Below are 17,759 nucleotides of genomic sequence, written 5' to 3'. Positions count from 1 at the left end.
ATCCGGTAAAACAAAGGGATTATCTCCCATATTACCATATATTTGTAAAAAACATTTAAAAGTATGAGAATCAGTAGACTTTTGCTAATTGTATTATTACTGGCATCTTCGTATGGTTGCTCTGAAGAGGAACCATACGAAGTTGAAAAGAAATCAGTTTCTATATGGGCAGGAGACACATGGCATGTCATTATAGAAACAGACTTAACAGAGTACAACTATAGGTTAGAATCAGAAAATCAAGAAATTGCGACTGCTATTCTTGACGAAATGAGCGTATGCATCACTACCTACAAAAGTGGAAGCACCATGATACGACTTATCGATACTGACAATAATAAGATAGCATGTGAAATCTCCGTATATGTCAAATACTTCAACAGTCCGGAAATTGTCAATTGGGGAATTCCGCTAAAAGGTAACCCTGATTATCCGGGAGTAATAATAAAAGCAGTGGATCTAAGAATCCCCCCAGAAATAGAAATTGAGTTACGAGAAAAAGATAAACCATTCATTGGTGCTACTTATACATTCAATCAGGAAACCAAAAAGTTTACAATGAAAACTGATTCGGGAATATTCAGAGAAGGCACATACGAATGGAATATTACCTTTTTAACCTTAATGTATGACGATAAAGCAGAGAAGTTCGGTTTTAAATTTGCTACAGGAATATCATTGGGATACGGATATATCCTACAGAGTGATAAAACAGCAGAATATCAGCAACGATATCCTGACGCCGGTATCACAGAAGTAAAAGTTAATTATATTTGGAAAGATAATGGAATAATCCAATTAGGAGGACTTACATTTTAATTAAATTGAGAAAAGGAGGTTATTAACAAACGAAGATTGCCCTTTCATCGTTTATCATGAAATCTATATCCAAGCCCCAGCATTAGATTGTTGGGGTCTTTAAATTTGCTCAACTGATACCCCACGTGCAAAAACAAATGGCGTGTGACGTAAGTCTTGAGAGCCAGAATTTGGTAGAACCCTTTCATATCACCACCGCTGTATATCAGGTTCCGACCGACGCCGACATTGATAGAGAAAACAGGCATCACCAGTTCTGCCCGAAGAGATAACCCCATGGCAAATTGCTTACGGAAAGGAGGACGATGAAACTTCAAATCGCCCGAGTAAAACTTGCCCACTCTATACTCCTTAAGATTGGCACTTTCATCATATTGCGCATCCGCAGAAAGCCCTGCCCGAAAATAGTTGTTGAAATTATACATCGGGGCGAAATTGATACCCGCCACACCGAACGAACCGGGAATCATACTCGACACATCGTCTCCAATCAGTCCTCTTTTGCGGGTGGCTTCGTAGATCACCAAGTCATAGCTGACGTGAGGCTTTATAAAGAGCCGTCTAGGAGTGATGGAACCGGGCGCCTCATCCGCGTCCAAAGTGCGTACGATGCCGATTCTTCCTCCAATAACATTAAGACCGCCATTAGGATAATGCGTGTTTCCATTGGAAAAATGGGTGAGATCTACACCTGCCGCCAATTTCCAGTACTTGTGAACTTGCCAGTTCAGCAAAAAGCCGAGATTGATGTACGCATTGATCTTGGAGCCAATCAACACGTTTTGCGGATTGGATAGTTCGTCATATTTCCTCCAGCCAAAAGAAGCTCCGAAGTTCCATTCGTAATCGAGCGATAGACGGGGCGACAGTTGCGCGATACGTGACCCCTGAAAAGCGTATACCGACACCGGATTTCCCAATTCAACGGGACTAAAGAAGGTCTGGTAGGAAACGCCAATGCCCTGATAGGTATGAGGAAAGAGCCTGCCGAGATTGGATTCTTTGCTAAATCTGAAAGCGTACTTGAGATGGAAAGAAAGCGATTGGTCGATTTTCTTTTGCTGCATATTGTCTCCTTGCAGAAAACTATGGGTGGAGACGATATAGCCCGGACGAATGTCAAAGCCAAGCTGATGGCGGATCAGGGAATGGCTGACGCTGTCGTTCCGTTGTCCGATGATTGTCTGGGCTTCCAGATTTGCGTTGATTGCCGGATATACCAGAAGGCAAAAGAGGCACAGCAACCGTATGGCGTTCCTATTTCTAATCATTGATATGCTAGTTGTTGAAAGGTATATCCTTGTGTGTTATATAATATTTTACAGGCATTTCGCTATGCAACGTGCCGGTTACGATTCGTTGTTTCTTGGTTTTGGAGTGAGAAACATAGAGGGTATATCTCGTTTCCAACCAATCATACATCATCGATAAGGTGTAGTATCGAGAAGTCCGAGGAGGAATTATGTCTTTGTTCTGTTCCGTACTAGGGCAAGGCAACATTTGTTGCTCAGAAATGAATGGCGCGCGTTTGCCGTTCATCACTAAATATCCGTCTTTCATACTTGGTATTTCCACTGTCAGACCGGCTTCGCCCAGTAATTGAAAAGCTTCGGGCACATCGCTTTTGAACCTCATAAAATGGTAAAAAGACTCGAAAGGAAAAAACGTGTATGTAGACGAAACATCTGTTAAGTTATGAAAGGAGACGCCTTCTTTTTTCTCTATCTTGTTTTCCGGATCGTAAGAATATGCATTCAAAGAATAAATGATACTATCCATCACATATCTGTCTCCCGGAGAAATCTCGACGTGTATCTCCTGCCACTCATATTCGTTGCTTGCCGTGAGCAGGAATTGAAAAGGAGCGGAAAGGGCATTCTCGCCCACCGTTATCTTCACTTCTTCGGGATGAACACGTTCGATGGTGAAATCAATCATCTCTCCGGTGTACACAATCTTTCCCAATCCGTTCAGCGATGGACCTTGGTCATTTGTTACCAAGCGATTGTCCGCATCATATACTTTATATTGAACGGGAAGACTAGAAGCTGTATACATTGCTAACCAATCCCAATTGGCAGCTGCAAATTGAATAGTGGCAACATCCCCGTTCCCGTCCAGCGCCAGTTCGGAATCGGAAGGACGGAAGTCGTCGACAAATACGTCTCCGTTACAACCATAAAACTCCCCCAGGATGAGAAGACAGACCGTCAGGTATAGGAATCTTTTCATATTGTTTTCTCTCTTGTTCATTCTCTTTTGTTCTCTACGGACAAAAGTAACATATATTTTCAGGAACAGCATACAAACCCGCATTAAGAAGTGTTATTATCACCTGATTAATTGCCGCATACAGTGGCGGACGCTAAAACACTGCTAAAACAATATATGGCAAGTAAATGGACTCGACACGACAAGGGAACGACAGAATTGAAAAGCACCGCACTCGTGTTTCAAGAATGAAAACTAGCTAGAACAGTTGAATGGAGAAAAGTTACTAATTAATCAAACAGTTCTTTCAATACCTCCAGTGATTTCAATGCCGGGAAGTCAGGCAGATGCAAACGATAATAATCATTCATAATCGTCAGGCAACGAGTACGCTCCGCACGGCTCATACCAAAAAGATGCATGGTCTCATAGTTCATGCGCATCAACTGACGGAGACGGACGGCCTCTTCAGGATTGATATAAGAAGAATGTAATTGGGGACGAATGGAAGTGAAACAGGCATTCAATAAATCGAAGTAATCGCCGGTATGATAATCTTCCAGGTTCGGGTAAAGCCCCAGAAAACGCGAAAGACGCATCAGAAAAACCAGATGAAAATTGGCAAATCCCTCTCCACACTCGTCCAGCCAAATGATAGAATGTTGCAGATAGGCAAACAACGGACGGTTCTCTGCCTCCTCCCGGATAGCCCTGTAAAGAAACTCCGACAGGAAAAGTGCCATCGAAGACTTATACGGATCATAAGGTATGGAAGAAAATGGATAAAAAGATTTCGCTTCCTTCACACGATAAAGTGTTGCATTAGGCCGATAGTCAGCCTCGAACTCAATAAAAGATAACGGTTGGAAAAGTACGGATTTCACAGCCGCTTTTCGCGAACGAGGCACTGTTACAAGGAAAGAAGCTCTGCCGGACAACTCCGTATACATATCTACAATGATAGAAGTATCATTGTATTTCAACGTATGAAGAACTATTCCTTTCGTTTTCTGCAGCATAACTGAATAACCTCATTTCCAAATCCGAAGCAAAGCTACAAAAAATACAAGGTAATCGGAGAGATTTTAAAGGCATTAACAACAAAAAAGATAACTACTTTTGTTATAGTCCCTGAATAACAAGTAAAGATAAACAAGCTTATGAAACGAAAAAGTAATAAAAACGGATTTACAGGATGCGCCAAAGCATACATCCGGAATTTACAGGAAGAAGGTCGTTATTCGACAGCACATGTGTATAAGAATGCAATTCTGTCATTCACAAGGTTCTGTGGTACTCCCAGCATAACTTTCGGGCAGATCACTCGCGATAGTTTGAGACGATACGGGCAGCACCTACACGAACATGGGTTGAAGCCAAACACAGTTTCAACCTATATGCGTATGTTGCGCAGCATCTATAATCGTGGTGTAGAAGCAGGGGTAGCCCGCTTTATCCCCCGGCTGTTTCGTGACGTATACACTGGCGTAGATGTACGACAGAAAAAGGCGCTCCCGGTCAGCGAACTGCATACACTTCTCTACAAAGCCCCTCAATCCCAACACTTAATCCGTACGCAAGCTATCGCACGGTTGATGTTCCAATTCTGCGGTATGCCGTTCTCTGATTTCGCACATTTAGAGAAATCGGCATTGGAAGACGGAATCCTTAGATACAATCGTATAAAAACAGGCACACCAATAAGTCTTGAAATCCTGGACACCTCCAAGAAAGAGATAAACAAGCTGCGTAACAGCAATCCACCGAGAGAAGATTGCCCAGACTACCTATTTAATATAATGAGAGGAGATAAGAGACGAAAAGAAGAAGGCATATATAAGGAATATCAGTCAGCCCTCCGCCGATTCAACAATCAATTAAAAAGCCTGTCAAGAGAACTAAACCTAAAATCACCTGTCAGTTCATATACCATCCGGCATTCTTGGGCAACAAATGCCAAATACCAGGGAATCCCTATTGAAATGATCAGTGAATCACTAGGACATAAATCTATAAAAACCACACAAACTTATCTGAAAGGTTTTGGTTTGAAGAAAAGAACAGAAGCCAATCAATTGAATTGTTTTTACGTAGAATCTTACAACGCAAGTCATCAATAACACATAAACAACTATCTATCAGCAATCTGCCTTATCCATTACTTCTTAGGTAACGGATATAAATACTGTACAAAGATATATAAAAAGAGTATTACATTCCAAATTAATTATACATTATTTTATTCAACTTCTTTCGAAGAATAAAATAAGATATGAGAACACGAATCACTTTTAGTTCATGTTCCAACTATCTATTGCCAATCATCGGACCACTTTTTTCTGTCCGAAAGCTTCCAGAGACATATATCAATAAAAGACCACCGTCTTTTTTACTTTTCCCTCATGTGTTCCTGTCATTAAACAGGAGTTCCGTTACCTAAGAAGTAACAGATACACATAAACAAATAATTATGACACACAAACCCAATATCAGCAAAAATGAAAAGTCTGCTGCCAGCAACAGGTGGAGACATGCAGCAAACATTAAACATGGGCTAGCCATCATTGCCTTTGTTGCATGTATTCTGCCTGCTTCGAACCTTTGCGGACAAAATATAGCCATTAAAAGCAATCTGCTTTACGATCTAACCACTACTCTCAATATGGGAGGAGAAGTGCGATGTGACGATACGCATACCATCAGCCTTTCCCTCAATTACAACCCCTGGAACTTCGGAGGGAACAAAAAGATGAAGCATTTCCTGTTGCAGCCAGAATACCGTAAATGGTTTAATGAAGTATTCACAGGAAGTTTTATCGGCTTTCAGCTACACTATGCTTTGTTCAATTTTGGAGGAATGCTCCCCTGGGGATTCAACAATGGGAAAATGCTGGGTATTGAGAACAGGCAGATTGCTCACAACAGATATCAAGGCAATCTGGCGGGTTTCGGCATTTCCTACGGTTATCAATGGATAATCAGCCCTCAATGGAATCTGGAAGCAGGAATCTCACTCGGATATGCACACCTTAATTATAAACGCTACGGACAGTCTGAAGGTGCAGCCCTATTGGAAAAATCAAGCTGCAACTACTGGGGACCTACACAAGCAGGGATATCAATCATATATTTCATCCGATAAATCAACCTAATAATAACCACATAAAATGAAAACGAAAGCATTCATATTTTTCAGCTTATTGATATGCAATCTACTCCCGGCACAAAACATTAAACTGGATATTACTCCACACTTTCTCGGAGTGCGGGCAGATTCATTACTTCTCTCCATGGATGTATCGGTAGAGATAGAAAATATGGAGTCTAAAAATGCCGTCAGACTAACGCCCGTCTTAACCGGACAGGAAAGAAAAATCTTACTACCTTCCATCTTATTAAACGGCAAACAAAAACAAAAATTATATCTGCGTAACCAGATATTACGAAAAAAAAGCGAGCATAAGGAAGAGAACGCAACCTACCTCGTTGCCGGTATCGACGAAAGTCATTCCCGCACCATCGCTTACCGAACTTCGTTGCCCGCAGAAGATTGGATGAACCACGCAACTCTCCTCCTTCGGAGAACAATCATCCGTCCTGAAGGTGAACAAGCGTTGAAAGATACTTTACTCATTACATCTCAACCTGCTGCACTCCCATCCTCCCAAAAGAATCCGGACGAGGTTACGTCAACAGCAGAAAACACGTCTCCAGCTGATATGACAACCACAAAAATGAAATATAAAGGTTCGTATGTTTCCCCGGCTACGGATGATGTAGATATACGAAACCAGAAAGAGTTGAATTTTAATCTTGAAGAAGCTAAGATTATGGCTGATGTCAATCCACAAATGTTGTCGCTCCGCGAACTCTATACCGTAGCTCTGTCGTATGCAGATAACAAAGCTAAGTTTTACCAAATTATTAACATCAGTGTCAAACTGTATCCTGTACACCCCATCGCCAACCTAAACGCTGCCGCTGCTGCCATCGAACAAGGAGACACTCAATCAATAAGCAAGTTTTTATCGATGGCTCCTCATGACAGCCTTGCTTACAAGAATTGTCGGGGTGTATATGAGCTGATGACTGGAAACACATACGAAGGTATTCGCATGTTAAAGGCTGCTAAGACAGAAGGTTCCGAAGAAGCTTCTTACAATCTGAATGTATTTTTTGAAAATAATAAACGTCCTTAACAAACAGACACAATGAAATATTTCTTACTCTTATTCCTATTCTTATCAGTTGGTTGGCTCCACTGTCGCTCACAGAGAGTAGCAGTCAGCGTGAATGCGCTTCCGGCAATAGATGGGGCTTTCGAAGCCGGAGTCTCCTATGCCATAGGAAATAAAAGTACAGTTGAACTGACCGGCAGTCTGCGACCATGGAAACGGGAAGAGAAATATGTGAACCGCTATTGGCTGATACAGCCAGAATATAAATATTGGACTTGCCAGAAGTTTAACGGCTTTTTCTGGGGTGCTTACCTCAATGGGGCACAATTCAATATCGGAGGGAAAAAACCGCCTTTCGGTATATTCGCCGGGTTGAAAAAATACAGATATGAAGGATGGCTGGCAGGTGGAGGTATCAGTGCCGGATATCACTGGATGCTGGATAATCATTGGAATATAGAAACAAGTCTGGGAGTAGGATACGATTTTATCCGCTACAAGCAGTACAACTGCGTCAAGGAATGCGCCGGATTACGAGACAAAGGTGATTATCATTACATAGGGTCTAGTAAGGCTTCAATAAGTTTAGTTTATCTATTTTAAAATAAAACAGGATGAAAAGTTTATGGAAAGTCTGGTTCTCCAGAAGAAGAAGTATCTACATACGAATAGCACGTCAATGCCATTCTACCCCATGGAGAGTATATTATCTAGGGCATGGAGGCATCAGCAGATCAATAAAGGACATAAAGATATTGAAAGCATTGCAACAGCAAGGAATCATCTCACGAATTTATCCATGGTGAGTTATGATTGCTTTTGTTACAGATAAGAAGTCATTTAGTTATAAAATTATGAAAACAGGAGGAACTTTTATCATTGCAGCCATCTTATTTCTTTCTCTTCAGGCACAGACACCTGTAACAGGAGATGATGGCACTGTTCGAGCCACTTCCTCCAGCCTGCACAAGGCCGGGAAAGAATTACTGGTTTCTATTGAAATAGAAATCACCCGTGACTTCCTGCCCAATGAATCAATGACATTGGTACCTGTTGTCAGTGACAGTTTGGAACACCGGTTGGAATTACCAGCTATCTATATCAACAGCCGAAAACAACACATCATATTTTTGCGCGAAGCTGGCAAGAAGGAAAAAGAAGCCGAAGCATTGCAAAGAAAAAACGGAAGTCGGCAGACAATGCATTATCTGCAATCTGTACCTTTCGAAAGTTGGATGAATCATGCCACTCTCTCACTCGTTGAGAAAAGCTGTGGCTGTGGGATTCCGGGTGAAGAAAATCTCACTTGTATCGCCCGTTTACACCCACAGCCAACCCCTATTCCACAACTCGTATTCTTGACTCCCCAAGTGGAAACCTCGAAAATCAGAGAAGAAAAAGGGTGCGCGTTTATTGATTTTCCTGTCAATGTGACTGCTATATACGAAACGTACAGCAACAATACAGTAGAACTGAATAAAATTATTGAAACAATCAACACCATTAAAAATGACACCAACGTTACCATCACACACATCAGCATTCACGGCTACGCTTCACCCGACGGACCTTACCGACTCAATGAGAAGTTGGCCCGTGAACGTACTCAATCTGTGAAAGAGTATGTAAATCAGCTATATGCATTCGACGGAGCGCATATCCAGACAGACTATACTCCTGAAGATTGGGAAGGATTTGAAGCTCTTCTCTGTGATACGACTTTTCAAGAGAAAGAAGCGATAATAAAAACCATAACAAGCGACATTCACCCCGATAGCAAGGAGAGAAAGCTAAAAAAGCACTTCCCTGCATTCTACGATTTTGTCCTGAAGCATTGGTTTACTCTACTTAGACATTCCGACTACACTATTGAGTATCGTGTACGCCCGTTTACTCTTGCAGAATCCCGGAAAGTCTTTACTACAAACCCTAAAAATTTGAGTCTTGAAGAAATGTTTCGTCTCGCACTTGCCAGTACACCTGGAAGCGAAACTTATAATCAGATTTTCATGACTGCCGTACAACTATTTCCCGATAATCCCACAGCCAACCTGAATGCCGCCTGCATAGCCTTGATGCAAAGAGACGTCCAAACAGCTGCCACTTATTTGGAAAAAGCTCCGAAAGTACCGGAAACAATATTAGCAAAAGGAGTTCTATGCTTTCTTAAAAACAACTATGAAGAAGCAGAGTACTTATTCAGACAAGCTCAAAAAGCAGGACTATCACAAGCGGATAATAATCTGCAATTAGTCCGTGCACTAAAATAAACACTCATTAAAACCAAATGTAAAATGAAAAGATTCAGTAAATTAATGTCACTGCTTTTATTCGCAGCAGTCACACAGTACAGTTGCATCAATGATGCAGATGTTGTCATCGCCGATGATACTCATTCAGAGTCAAATGGCAATCTCGCCTTGTTCTTCGAGATTCCAAACGTTGCTACCAGTCGAAGTGCCGAATCGTCCGGCGTTACCACCGAAGGTTCTAAAGAAGAATATGCAGTAAAGAGTCTCACTGTTTATCTATTTGACTCGACCACAAAAACGCTCAAAGATCAACAGGAACTGAAGAACATCAACCGGACAGTTACGAGCGGTCAAAACATACAGTACACCGCCGACAAAATCACTGTAAATCCGGGAACTTATAACATCTTTGCCATAGCTAACGGAAAAGCAATCACAGGAAATATCAGCACACAAGAGGCTTTTCTGAATGCAGTTGATGCCGTAACTTACAGTGCAGGAAAAATTCCAAGCGTACCCGAAAACGGTTTCGTTATGACCAATCGTGGAGCTGCCAATCTGAACGTTGAAGTGAAAAAACCTACAGACTCCGATAAAGTGACTAGTGTATCCATCGGTCTTGAACGCGTGGTTGCCAAAGTTGAACTGACTCAAACACAAGAAACTTTCCCACTAACAGACCCATCCGGAAAGACCTACTGTACAATCAAACTGAACAATTTTAGAATGTTGAACTTGGCAACCCAGTTTTATACTTTCCGCCATACAGCAGTACTGAACAGTTTTCAGGAACCAGACTCATATACTGATGAAAACTTCGGTGATATCAACGACAACAATGGTTATGTTATCGATCCTTATTTCTTCAAGAAAACAGTGGAGAACGCCGGGGACTTTACAAACGCCGACGGTTTCTTTGCACAAGCTCTAGTACAGTTGGATATCAACGACGGCAACTGGGCAGGCATGGCTCAAGCTAACAGCTGGTCACATATCTACTGCCTGGAAAACTGTATGTTCCTTGACGCCCAACTGAATGCATACAGCACGGGAGTTATGTTCAAAGCCAACATGGATATTGCCCCCGACCACGTTTTCAATGAAAATGGCGATGTAGTTAGCAATCAGTCCAACTGGCCGACTAATATGTTCTACTTCAATTACAACTTTTATACCAGCGTAGATGCAATCCGTAAACTAGTCCTTAATAATTTGCCGGACGATGTCACTGACAACTCGACAACAGAAGAGCTAGCTCGATATAGTATCAAACGTTTCAAGAAAACGGAAAACTACTCTTGTTATTACAATTACTGGATCAAACACCTTGATAATAATTCTCCGGAAATGGGTGTCATGGAATTCGGTATCGTACGCAACAATATATACAGATTGTCAGTCAACAAAATTGCAGGACTCGGTAGCGGCGAACCTTTCATCGACCCGGATCAGCCGGATGAATATAAAGCCGAACTAGACATCAATTTCAATGTTTTTCCGTGGGCCGTACGTAATCAAGATGTAGAACTTGAATAAGTATTGGCCACCCGAACTAAATTTATTATAAATGCGTCCATTTTTACTCTATATTATCAGTGCCATCGCCTTGTTCTCATCCTGCAACTGGGTGAACGACGACTTGTCAGACTGCCCTTCCGGGACTTGGCTGAAAATCTCGTATACCTATAATATACTAGATGTGGACGCTGCCTCCACACAAGTAAGCGACATTACCATCCTTGCTTTCGACAAGGATGATAAATATGTGGATCGAGTGGACGTAGACAGCATTACATTACATCAAGGCTACTGTATGGTAAGAGTACCGTTTCCCGAAGGAACTTATCGTTTGCTTATATGGGGAGGGACATCCAACCACATGTACCAGCTCCCTAATCTCAAAGCTGGACAAACGGAACGAAGGTCCCTGAATATATCATTGGCATGCGATAATAAGAATCAGTCGAACAAGAAACTGAATGCACTCTTTTACAGTAGCCTTGAAAATATTACTATTAGTCAAAAATATCAGGTTATTACCGCCAATTTAGTGAAAGATACTAATTATTTCTCATGCATTCTTCAAGATGAAGCAAATGCCCCTCTAAGCCAAGAGGACTTTTCCTTTACTCTGGAATCTGCCAACGGAATAATAGACTACACAAACACACCGGTCGGTACAACTCCAGTCTACTATCTTCCATACCAGAAGGAAGTGGCTGTAATGTCCGAGCAAACTCCGGTCATCCATGCGAGATTAAATACATTACGTATCATGAAAGGAGATCAGACAACCTTATCGATCAAACATATACCAAGCGGCCAGAACATTCTTCGTCTCCCACTCACTCAATATCTGTTGTTATCCAAAATCTACAATGATATAGGTGAAATGAGTGACCAGGAGTATCTCGACCGTCAGGACTCATATACGCTTTTGTTCTTTATCCAGCCATCAGATACCGGAATTCCGCATATATGCCCAAGAATGCAAGTTAACGGATGGATTATACGCCTGAACAACTCCGAACTGGAGTCTTAAAAACGTGTGACGAAATAGTATGTGAACAATATTTAGGTGAGATGTATTTACAAAGGCTACTGCGAAGTACCCTAGTGGGCTCTTTTGCCCTCTGCTCATGTAATGTTTCCCACTACATGTAGCGTCTTAATAAAACGGTTTTTCAAAGAAAATATCGTTTTATTAAAATTGTTTGTTTTGTTTGTGTTTAGTGCATTCTGTCCAAGCGAGGAGAGAATGCACTTTTTTTGTTACAAGAGAAATCACAAAAATAAGCAGCCTTTTTATTCCACTATAATATAATAAGGTATATGGAAGAGAACACCTTCCAGTTTTTTTTCACTGATAAGATTTTTTTTATAAAAACTGAAACCGTCTATTTTATTGAATATCAGCATAAAAGAATGGTCACTTTGAAAAAAAACACATATTCAATGAAAAAATTCCTATAAATCATTTGCCAGTTTCAAAAAAGTTCCTACCTTTGCATCCGCAATCGAGAAACAAACACAGATTCGAGAAAGCAAAATGCAGAAATGCAACAAAGGATGGCCCGTTCGTCTATCGGTTAGGACGCAAGATTTTCATTCTTGAAAGGGGGGTTCGATTCCCCCACGGGCTACAAGTTAAAAGAATAAAGAACTAAAAAAATAGATTAGTCGAGATGGCAAATCATAAATCATCACTGAAAAGAATCAGACAAGAAGAGACAAGAAGACTTCACAACAGATATTATGGCAAAACCATGAGAAATGCTGTTAGAAAGCTTCGTGCAACTACTGATAAAGCAGAAGCAGTTGCAATGTACCCAGGCATTACAAAGATGTTGGATAAGTTGGCTAAAGTGAACATCATTCACAAAAACAAAGCTAGCAATCTGAAATCTAAGTTGGCTCTTTACATCAACAAGCTCGCTTAATAATAAGAATTTAACAATTCTATATAGCATCCGGGCTGAACTTTTAAGTTCGGCCTTTCTTGTTTATAACCAACTGAATATCAAACTTATCAAGAAAGTGGAGAATCAACCCGCATTCTTTATTTTTCACTGATTATTCTTCGCCAAGTCGACAATTTTCACTATATTTGCTCTGTTATTAAAGTTAGAAAGGCAATTATGAGCGAAGAACAAATCACTCCCAATAACGGGTCTTATTCTGCGGATAGCATCCAGGTATTGGAAGGTCTTGAAGCAGTAAGAAAACGCCCTGCGATGTACATTGGTGACATCAGCGTCAAGGGACTTCACCATTTGGTATACGAAATCGTTGACAACTCTATCGACGAAGCATTGGCCGGTTATTGCGACCACATCGAAGTAACAATCAACGAAGACAATTCAATCACAGTACAGGACAACGGACGCGGTATTCCGGTGGACTATCACGAGAAAGAAAAGAAGTCGGCACTGGAAGTTGCCATGACCGTACTGCATGCCGGAGGTAAATTCGACAAGGGTTCTTACAAGGTATCCGGAGGTTTGCACGGTGTAGGTATGTCTTGCGTAAACGCGCTGTCTACCCACATGACTACGCAAGTATTCCGCGATGGTAAAATCTATCAGCAGGAGTATGAGATCGGTAAACCGCTTTACTCTGTAAAAGAAGTCGGTACAGCCGACATCACTGGAACCCGCCAACAATTCTGGCCGGATAATACCATCTTTACAGAAACGGTATACGATTACAAGATTCTGGCTTCACGTCTGCGCGAATTGGCTTATCTGAACGCTGGTCTCCGCATCACCCTGACGGACCGTCGGGTTGTGAACGAGGACGGAAGCTTCAAGGGTGAGCAGTTTTATTCAGAAGAAGGTTTGAGAGAGTTTGTACGTTTTATCGAGTCTTCACGCGAGCACTTGATTAACGACGTTATCTATCTGAACTCGGAAAAACAGGGAATTCCTATTGAAGTGGCTATCATGTACAATACCGGATTCTCCGAAAACGTTCACTCATACGTTAACAATATCAACACTATCGAAGGTGGTACACACTTGGCAGGTTTCCGCCGTGCGCTGACCCGTACGTTGAAGAAATACGCCGAAGACAGCAAGATGCTGGAAAAGGTGAAGGTTGAAATCTCGGGAGATGACTTCCGTGAAGGTTTGACTGCCGTTATTTCTGTAAAAGTAGCTGAACCACAGTTTGAAGGACAGACTAAAACGAAGTTGGGTAACAACGAAGTGATGGGTGCTGTTGACCAAGCAGTGGGTGAAGTATTGGCATATTATCTGGAAGAACATCCGAAGGAAGCAAAAACGATTGTAGACAAGGTGATTCTCGCGGCTACCGCACGTCACGCAGCAAGAAAAGCCCGTGAAATGGTACAACGCAAATCGCCGATGTCGGGTGGTGGTCTGCCGGGTAAATTAGCCGACTGTTCGGATAAGGATCCTTCAAAATGTGAATTATTCCTTGTCGAGGGAGATTCGGCAGGTGGTACTGCCAAGCAGGGACGTAACCGTATGTTCCAGGCTATCCTCCCATTACGCGGTAAGATTCTGAATGTGGAAAAAGCCATGTATCACAAGGCTTTGGAAAGTGATGAAATCCGCAATATCTACACAGCTCTCGGTGTAACTATCGGAACTGACGAAGACAGCAAGGAAGCCAACATACAGAAGCTGCGCTATCATAAGATTATCATCATGACCGATGCCGACGTCGATGGTTCTCACATCGACACACTGATTATGACATTCTTCTTCCGCTATATGCCACAGATTATCCAGAATGGCTATTTGTACATCGCTACTCCCCCGCTCTACCTCTGCAAAAAAGGTAAAGTAGAAGAGTATTGCTGGACAGATGCACAGCGCCAGAAGTTTATTGACACTTACGGTGGCGGTTCGGAAAATGCAATTCATACACAGCGCTACAAAGGTTTGGGTGAAATGAACGCCCAGCAATTGTGGGAAACAACCATGGACCCCGAAAACCGTATGCTGAAACAAGTAAATATTGACAACGCCGCAGAAGCTGATTATATCTTCTCTATGTTGATGGGTGAAGATGTAGGGCCACGCCGCGAGTTTATTGAAGAGAATGCAACGTATGCAAATATCGATACATAATTAAATAATTACGTTTTATAAACCAACCTCACATCTTACAACGAGGAAACGCCGATGGCGAAGGAACATCCTTCGATCGGTGTTTTTCTTTTGCCCAAAGGGGCTTTCATATTCAAATCGATCAACCGTCCATCTCTTAATAAAACCTAACAGCAGAAACGTTTTCCATACAAAATCACTATCTTGCATAAAAAGCAAAGAAAACATAACTATGAAAATGAAAACTACTGTTCCTAATCCGTTATTTGCAAAGATCAGGTTGTTTCTTATTGTATTGACTTCCTGCGTAATCGCCACTTGTATTTTCTTGATTATTATTCATCCGGAAGTATGGATGATACCGGCATGCGGAATTATTATCGCATTGTGTATTTTACTATATCAGGTATATTGCATACGCAAGAACCGGAAGAGAATTTAAATGTACTGTTGCTTTTTCAGTTCTTCGGCAACAGTGACCAGCTCTTTGTACCATTCTTCACCGAACTTACGGATTAAAGGCTCTTTCAAAAACTGATATACGGGAAGATTCTCTTTTTTTCCCAGCAAAACCGCTGCTTTGCATACGTCCCAACGATTATAATTCACCGCTTTATAAGGTCCGTAATCTCCAATCCGGATAGGATAAAGATGGCAGGACACCGGTTTATAGAAGGCAGTCTTTCCCTCTCGATAGGCCTTTTCGATCGCGCAATAGCAGCAACCATTCTCATCATAACAAGTAAACACACAGTCCTTATTATTGACAATAGAAGTCACCAAATCACCTTCCTGATCCGTATATACCACCCCTTGCTTTTCAATCACCGCACGTGCTTCCGAAGCCAGTTCGTCCCAGATAACCGGCAAAACCTCTTCCAGCTCCATCACCTCATCCAGCTCTACCGGAGCACCGGCATCACCTTCAATGCAACAAGCGCCCTTGCAGGCACCCAGATCGCAAAGAAACTTCTCCTGAAATACATCAAGAGACACTACTACATCACCTATTTGTATCATTTTAAACCTTATGTGAGACAAAAAGGGCGGAGTTCTACTCCGCCCTCCCAATTATAGAAATTTAAATTACTTAATCAAAACGTTTCCGTCCATTTCAGCCGGAGCAGCCAGACCCATAATCTTGAGAATAGTCGGAGCAACATCTGCCAGACGACCGTTTTCTACTTTCGCAGTTTTGTTCTCTGTTACATAAACACAAGGAACAGGGTTCAAAGAGTGAGCAGTGTTCGGAGTACCGTCTTCGTTCAAAGCGTGGTCAGCATTACCATGATCGGCAATGATAATTGCTTCGTAATCCTGTGCTTTGGCAGCTTCGATTACATCTTTCACGCAAGCATCTACAGCAATAACAGCTTTCTCGATTGCTTCATAAATACCGGTATGACCTACCATGTCACCATTAGCGAAGTTCACTACGATGAAATCATATTTGTTCTCGTTGATGGCAGCCACCAATTTGTCTTTTACTTCGAAAGCACTCATTTCCGGCTTCAAGTCGTAAGTAGCCACTTTGGGAGAAGGAACAAGGATACGATCTTCTTTATCAAACGGAGTTTCACGTCCACCATTGAAGAAGAATGTTACGTGCGCATACTTTTCTGTTTCAGCGATATGAAGTTGGCTCAAGCCTTTAGAAGCAAGATATTCGCCTAATGTATTAGATACATTATCTTTGTCGAACAGGATATGAACGCCCTTGAAAGAAGCATCGTACGGAGTCATACAGTAATATTGCAGCCCTGGGATGGTGTGCATACCTGCTTCCGGCATATCTTGTTGAGTCAATACAACAGTCAACTCTTTGGCACGGTCATTACGGTAATTGAAGAAGATAACTACATCACCTTCTTTGATTGTTCCGTCGCAGTTGGCATTCACAATCGGTTTGATGAATTCATCTGTAACACCTGCATTATAAGACTCCTGCATAGCCTGAACCATATCGGTAGCTTTCTCACCTATGCCGTTTACAAGCAGGTCATAAGCTTCTTTTACACGTTCCCAACGTTTGTCACGGTCCATAGCGTAATAACGGCCGATGATAGAAGCAATCTTGCCTGCTGATTTCTCACAGTGTGCAGAAAGTTCTTCGATAAAGCCTTTACCACTCTTCGGGTCAGTGTCACGACCATCCATGAAGCAATGGATAAATGTATTGTCAATATTATATTCTTTAGCGATATCGCAAAGTTTGAAGAGATGAACGAGTGAGCTGTGTACGCCACCGTTAGAAGTCAGCCCCATAAAGTGAACACTCTTTCCGTTTTCTTTTGCATAAGAGAAAGCAGAAACGACTTCAGGATTTTTCAGGATGCTATTGTCAGCACATGCACGATTGATTTTTACCAAATCCTGATAAACTACGCGTCCGGCACCGATATTCAAGTGACCTACTTCCGAGTTACCCATCTGCCCGTCGGGCAAACCTACGTTTTCACCGCTTGCCTGAAGTTGAGAGTGAGGATAAGTAGTCATCAGATAATCCCAGTAAGGAGTGGGAGTGTTGAAGATTACGTCATCTTTCTTTTGGTCACCTAATCCCCAACCATCGAGGATCATTAAAAGGGCTTTCTTACTCATAATATTTCAATATTTAAATTATCACTCTGATTTTCGGGCGCAAAGGTACAAAAAAGATGGTTACGTAAACGTTTAATCTATGTTAAGTTACAGGGCAGAAGTGCACCAGGCTATGAATATTT

16 protein-coding genes and 1 tRNA gene are annotated in these 17,759 nt (G+C 41.8%); 12 read left to right on the top strand and 5 right to left on the bottom strand.

The genetic code is table 11. From position 1 onward, the window contains the following. Positions 1 to 63: 63 nt before the first annotated feature. Positions 64 to 819, top strand: coding sequence for a hypothetical protein (locus KQP79_RS06015; RefSeq protein WP_022200132.1), 756 nt, complete (start codon positions 64 to 66; stop codon positions 817 to 819). Positions 820 to 863: 44 nt separating this feature from the next. On the opposite strand, the gene KQP79_RS06010 is transcribed toward KQP79_RS06015, so the two are convergent. From KQP79_RS06010 to recO, 3 genes are all read right to left on the bottom strand, one after another. Continuing rightward, positions 864 to 2,090, bottom strand: coding sequence for an acyloxyacyl hydrolase (locus tag KQP79_RS06010; RefSeq protein WP_138343110.1), 1,227 nt, complete (start codon positions 2,088 to 2,090; stop codon positions 864 to 866). Positions 2,091 to 2,097: 7 nt separating this feature from the next. Further along, positions 2,098 to 3,051, bottom strand: coding sequence for a hypothetical protein (locus tag KQP79_RS06005; protein ID WP_061448421.1), 954 nt, complete (start codon positions 3,049 to 3,051; stop codon positions 2,098 to 2,100). Positions 3,052 to 3,320: 269 nt separating this feature from the next. Further along, positions 3,321 to 4,049 (bottom strand): DNA repair protein RecO, encoded by a 729-nt coding sequence (gene recO / locus KQP79_RS06000; RefSeq protein ID WP_022200135.1) that lies wholly within the window; start codon positions 4,047 to 4,049, stop codon positions 3,321 to 3,323. Between the two features lie 141 nt (positions 4,050 to 4,190). Here recO and KQP79_RS05995 point away from each other — a divergent pair, with 141 nt between their 5' ends. The 11 genes from KQP79_RS05995 to KQP79_RS05945 all read left to right on the top strand — a co-directional run bounded on the left by KQP79_RS05995 (position 4,191) and on the right by KQP79_RS05945 (position 15,478). Further along, positions 4,191 to 5,150 (top strand): tyrosine-type DNA invertase cluster 3b, encoded by a 960-nt coding sequence (locus KQP79_RS05995; RefSeq protein ID WP_022200136.1) that lies wholly within the window; start codon positions 4,191 to 4,193, stop codon positions 5,148 to 5,150. A 350-nt stretch (positions 5,151 to 5,500) separates the two neighbouring features. Further along, positions 5,501 to 6,172: a DUF3575 domain-containing protein gene (locus KQP79_RS05990; RefSeq protein ID WP_022200137.1), complete on the top strand. Its 672-nt coding sequence runs from the start codon at positions 5,501 to 5,503 to the stop codon at positions 6,170 to 6,172. Positions 6,173 to 6,197: 25 nt separating this feature from the next. After that, positions 6,198 to 7,229 (top strand): DUF3868 domain-containing protein, encoded by a 1,032-nt coding sequence (locus tag KQP79_RS05985; protein ID WP_004298229.1) that lies wholly within the window; start codon positions 6,198 to 6,200, stop codon positions 7,227 to 7,229. Positions 7,230 to 7,241: 12 nt separating this feature from the next. Further along, positions 7,242 to 7,811 (top strand): DUF3575 domain-containing protein, encoded by a 570-nt coding sequence (locus KQP79_RS05980; RefSeq protein WP_061448382.1) that lies wholly within the window; start codon positions 7,242 to 7,244, stop codon positions 7,809 to 7,811. A gap of 251 nt (positions 7,812 to 8,062) precedes the next feature. After that, positions 8,063 to 9,478: a DUF3868 domain-containing protein gene (locus KQP79_RS05975; RefSeq protein WP_004322478.1), complete on the top strand. Its 1,416-nt coding sequence runs from the start codon at positions 8,063 to 8,065 to the stop codon at positions 9,476 to 9,478. A 24-nt stretch (positions 9,479 to 9,502) separates the two neighbouring features. Continuing rightward, positions 9,503 to 10,996, top strand: coding sequence for an Mfa1 family fimbria major subunit (locus tag KQP79_RS05970; RefSeq protein WP_061448383.1), 1,494 nt, complete (start codon positions 9,503 to 9,505; stop codon positions 10,994 to 10,996). A 31-nt stretch (positions 10,997 to 11,027) separates the two neighbouring features. Further along, a complete protein-coding gene (locus tag KQP79_RS05965; protein WP_004298233.1) occupies positions 11,028 to 12,002 on the top strand; it encodes a FimB/Mfa2 family fimbrial subunit in 975 nt (324 codons plus the stop codon). Positions 12,003 to 12,531: 529 nt separating this feature from the next. Next, positions 12,532 to 12,603: transfer RNA gene (locus tag KQP79_RS05960), tRNA-Glu, on the top strand. A 42-nt stretch (positions 12,604 to 12,645) separates the two neighbouring features. Further along, a complete protein-coding gene (gene rpsT / locus KQP79_RS05955; protein ID WP_004298235.1) occupies positions 12,646 to 12,900 on the top strand; it encodes a 30S ribosomal protein S20 in 255 nt (84 codons plus the stop codon). Positions 12,901 to 13,098: 198 nt separating this feature from the next. Continuing rightward, on the top strand, positions 13,099 to 15,057 hold the full coding sequence (gene gyrB / locus KQP79_RS05950; protein ID WP_004298236.1) for a DNA topoisomerase (ATP-hydrolyzing) subunit B: 1,959 nt from the start codon (positions 13,099 to 13,101) through the stop codon (positions 15,055 to 15,057). 211 nt (positions 15,058 to 15,268) lie between these two features. After that, positions 15,269 to 15,478, top strand: coding sequence for a hypothetical protein (locus tag KQP79_RS05945; protein WP_061448385.1), 210 nt, complete (start codon positions 15,269 to 15,271; stop codon positions 15,476 to 15,478). Here the strand turns inward: KQP79_RS05945 and KQP79_RS05940 are convergent. Further along, a complete protein-coding gene (locus tag KQP79_RS05940) occupies positions 15,475 to 16,056 on the bottom strand; it encodes a DUF3109 family protein (protein ID WP_004298239.1) in 582 nt (193 codons plus the stop codon). The genes KQP79_RS05945 and KQP79_RS05940 overlap by 4 nt on opposite strands. A gap of 66 nt (positions 16,057 to 16,122) precedes the next feature. Next, positions 16,123 to 17,637 (bottom strand): 2,3-bisphosphoglycerate-independent phosphoglycerate mutase, encoded by a 1,515-nt coding sequence (gpmI, locus tag KQP79_RS05935; protein WP_032842877.1) that lies wholly within the window; start codon positions 17,635 to 17,637, stop codon positions 16,123 to 16,125. Between the last annotated feature and the right edge of the window lie 122 nt (positions 17,638 to 17,759).

The organism is Bacteroides sp. DH3716P, assembly GCF_025914115.1.
In the GTDB taxonomy this organism is placed as follows: domain Bacteria; phylum Bacteroidota; class Bacteroidia; order Bacteroidales; family Bacteroidaceae; genus Bacteroides; species Bacteroides ovatus.
This window is presented reverse-complemented; position numbering and strand designations above follow the sequence as displayed.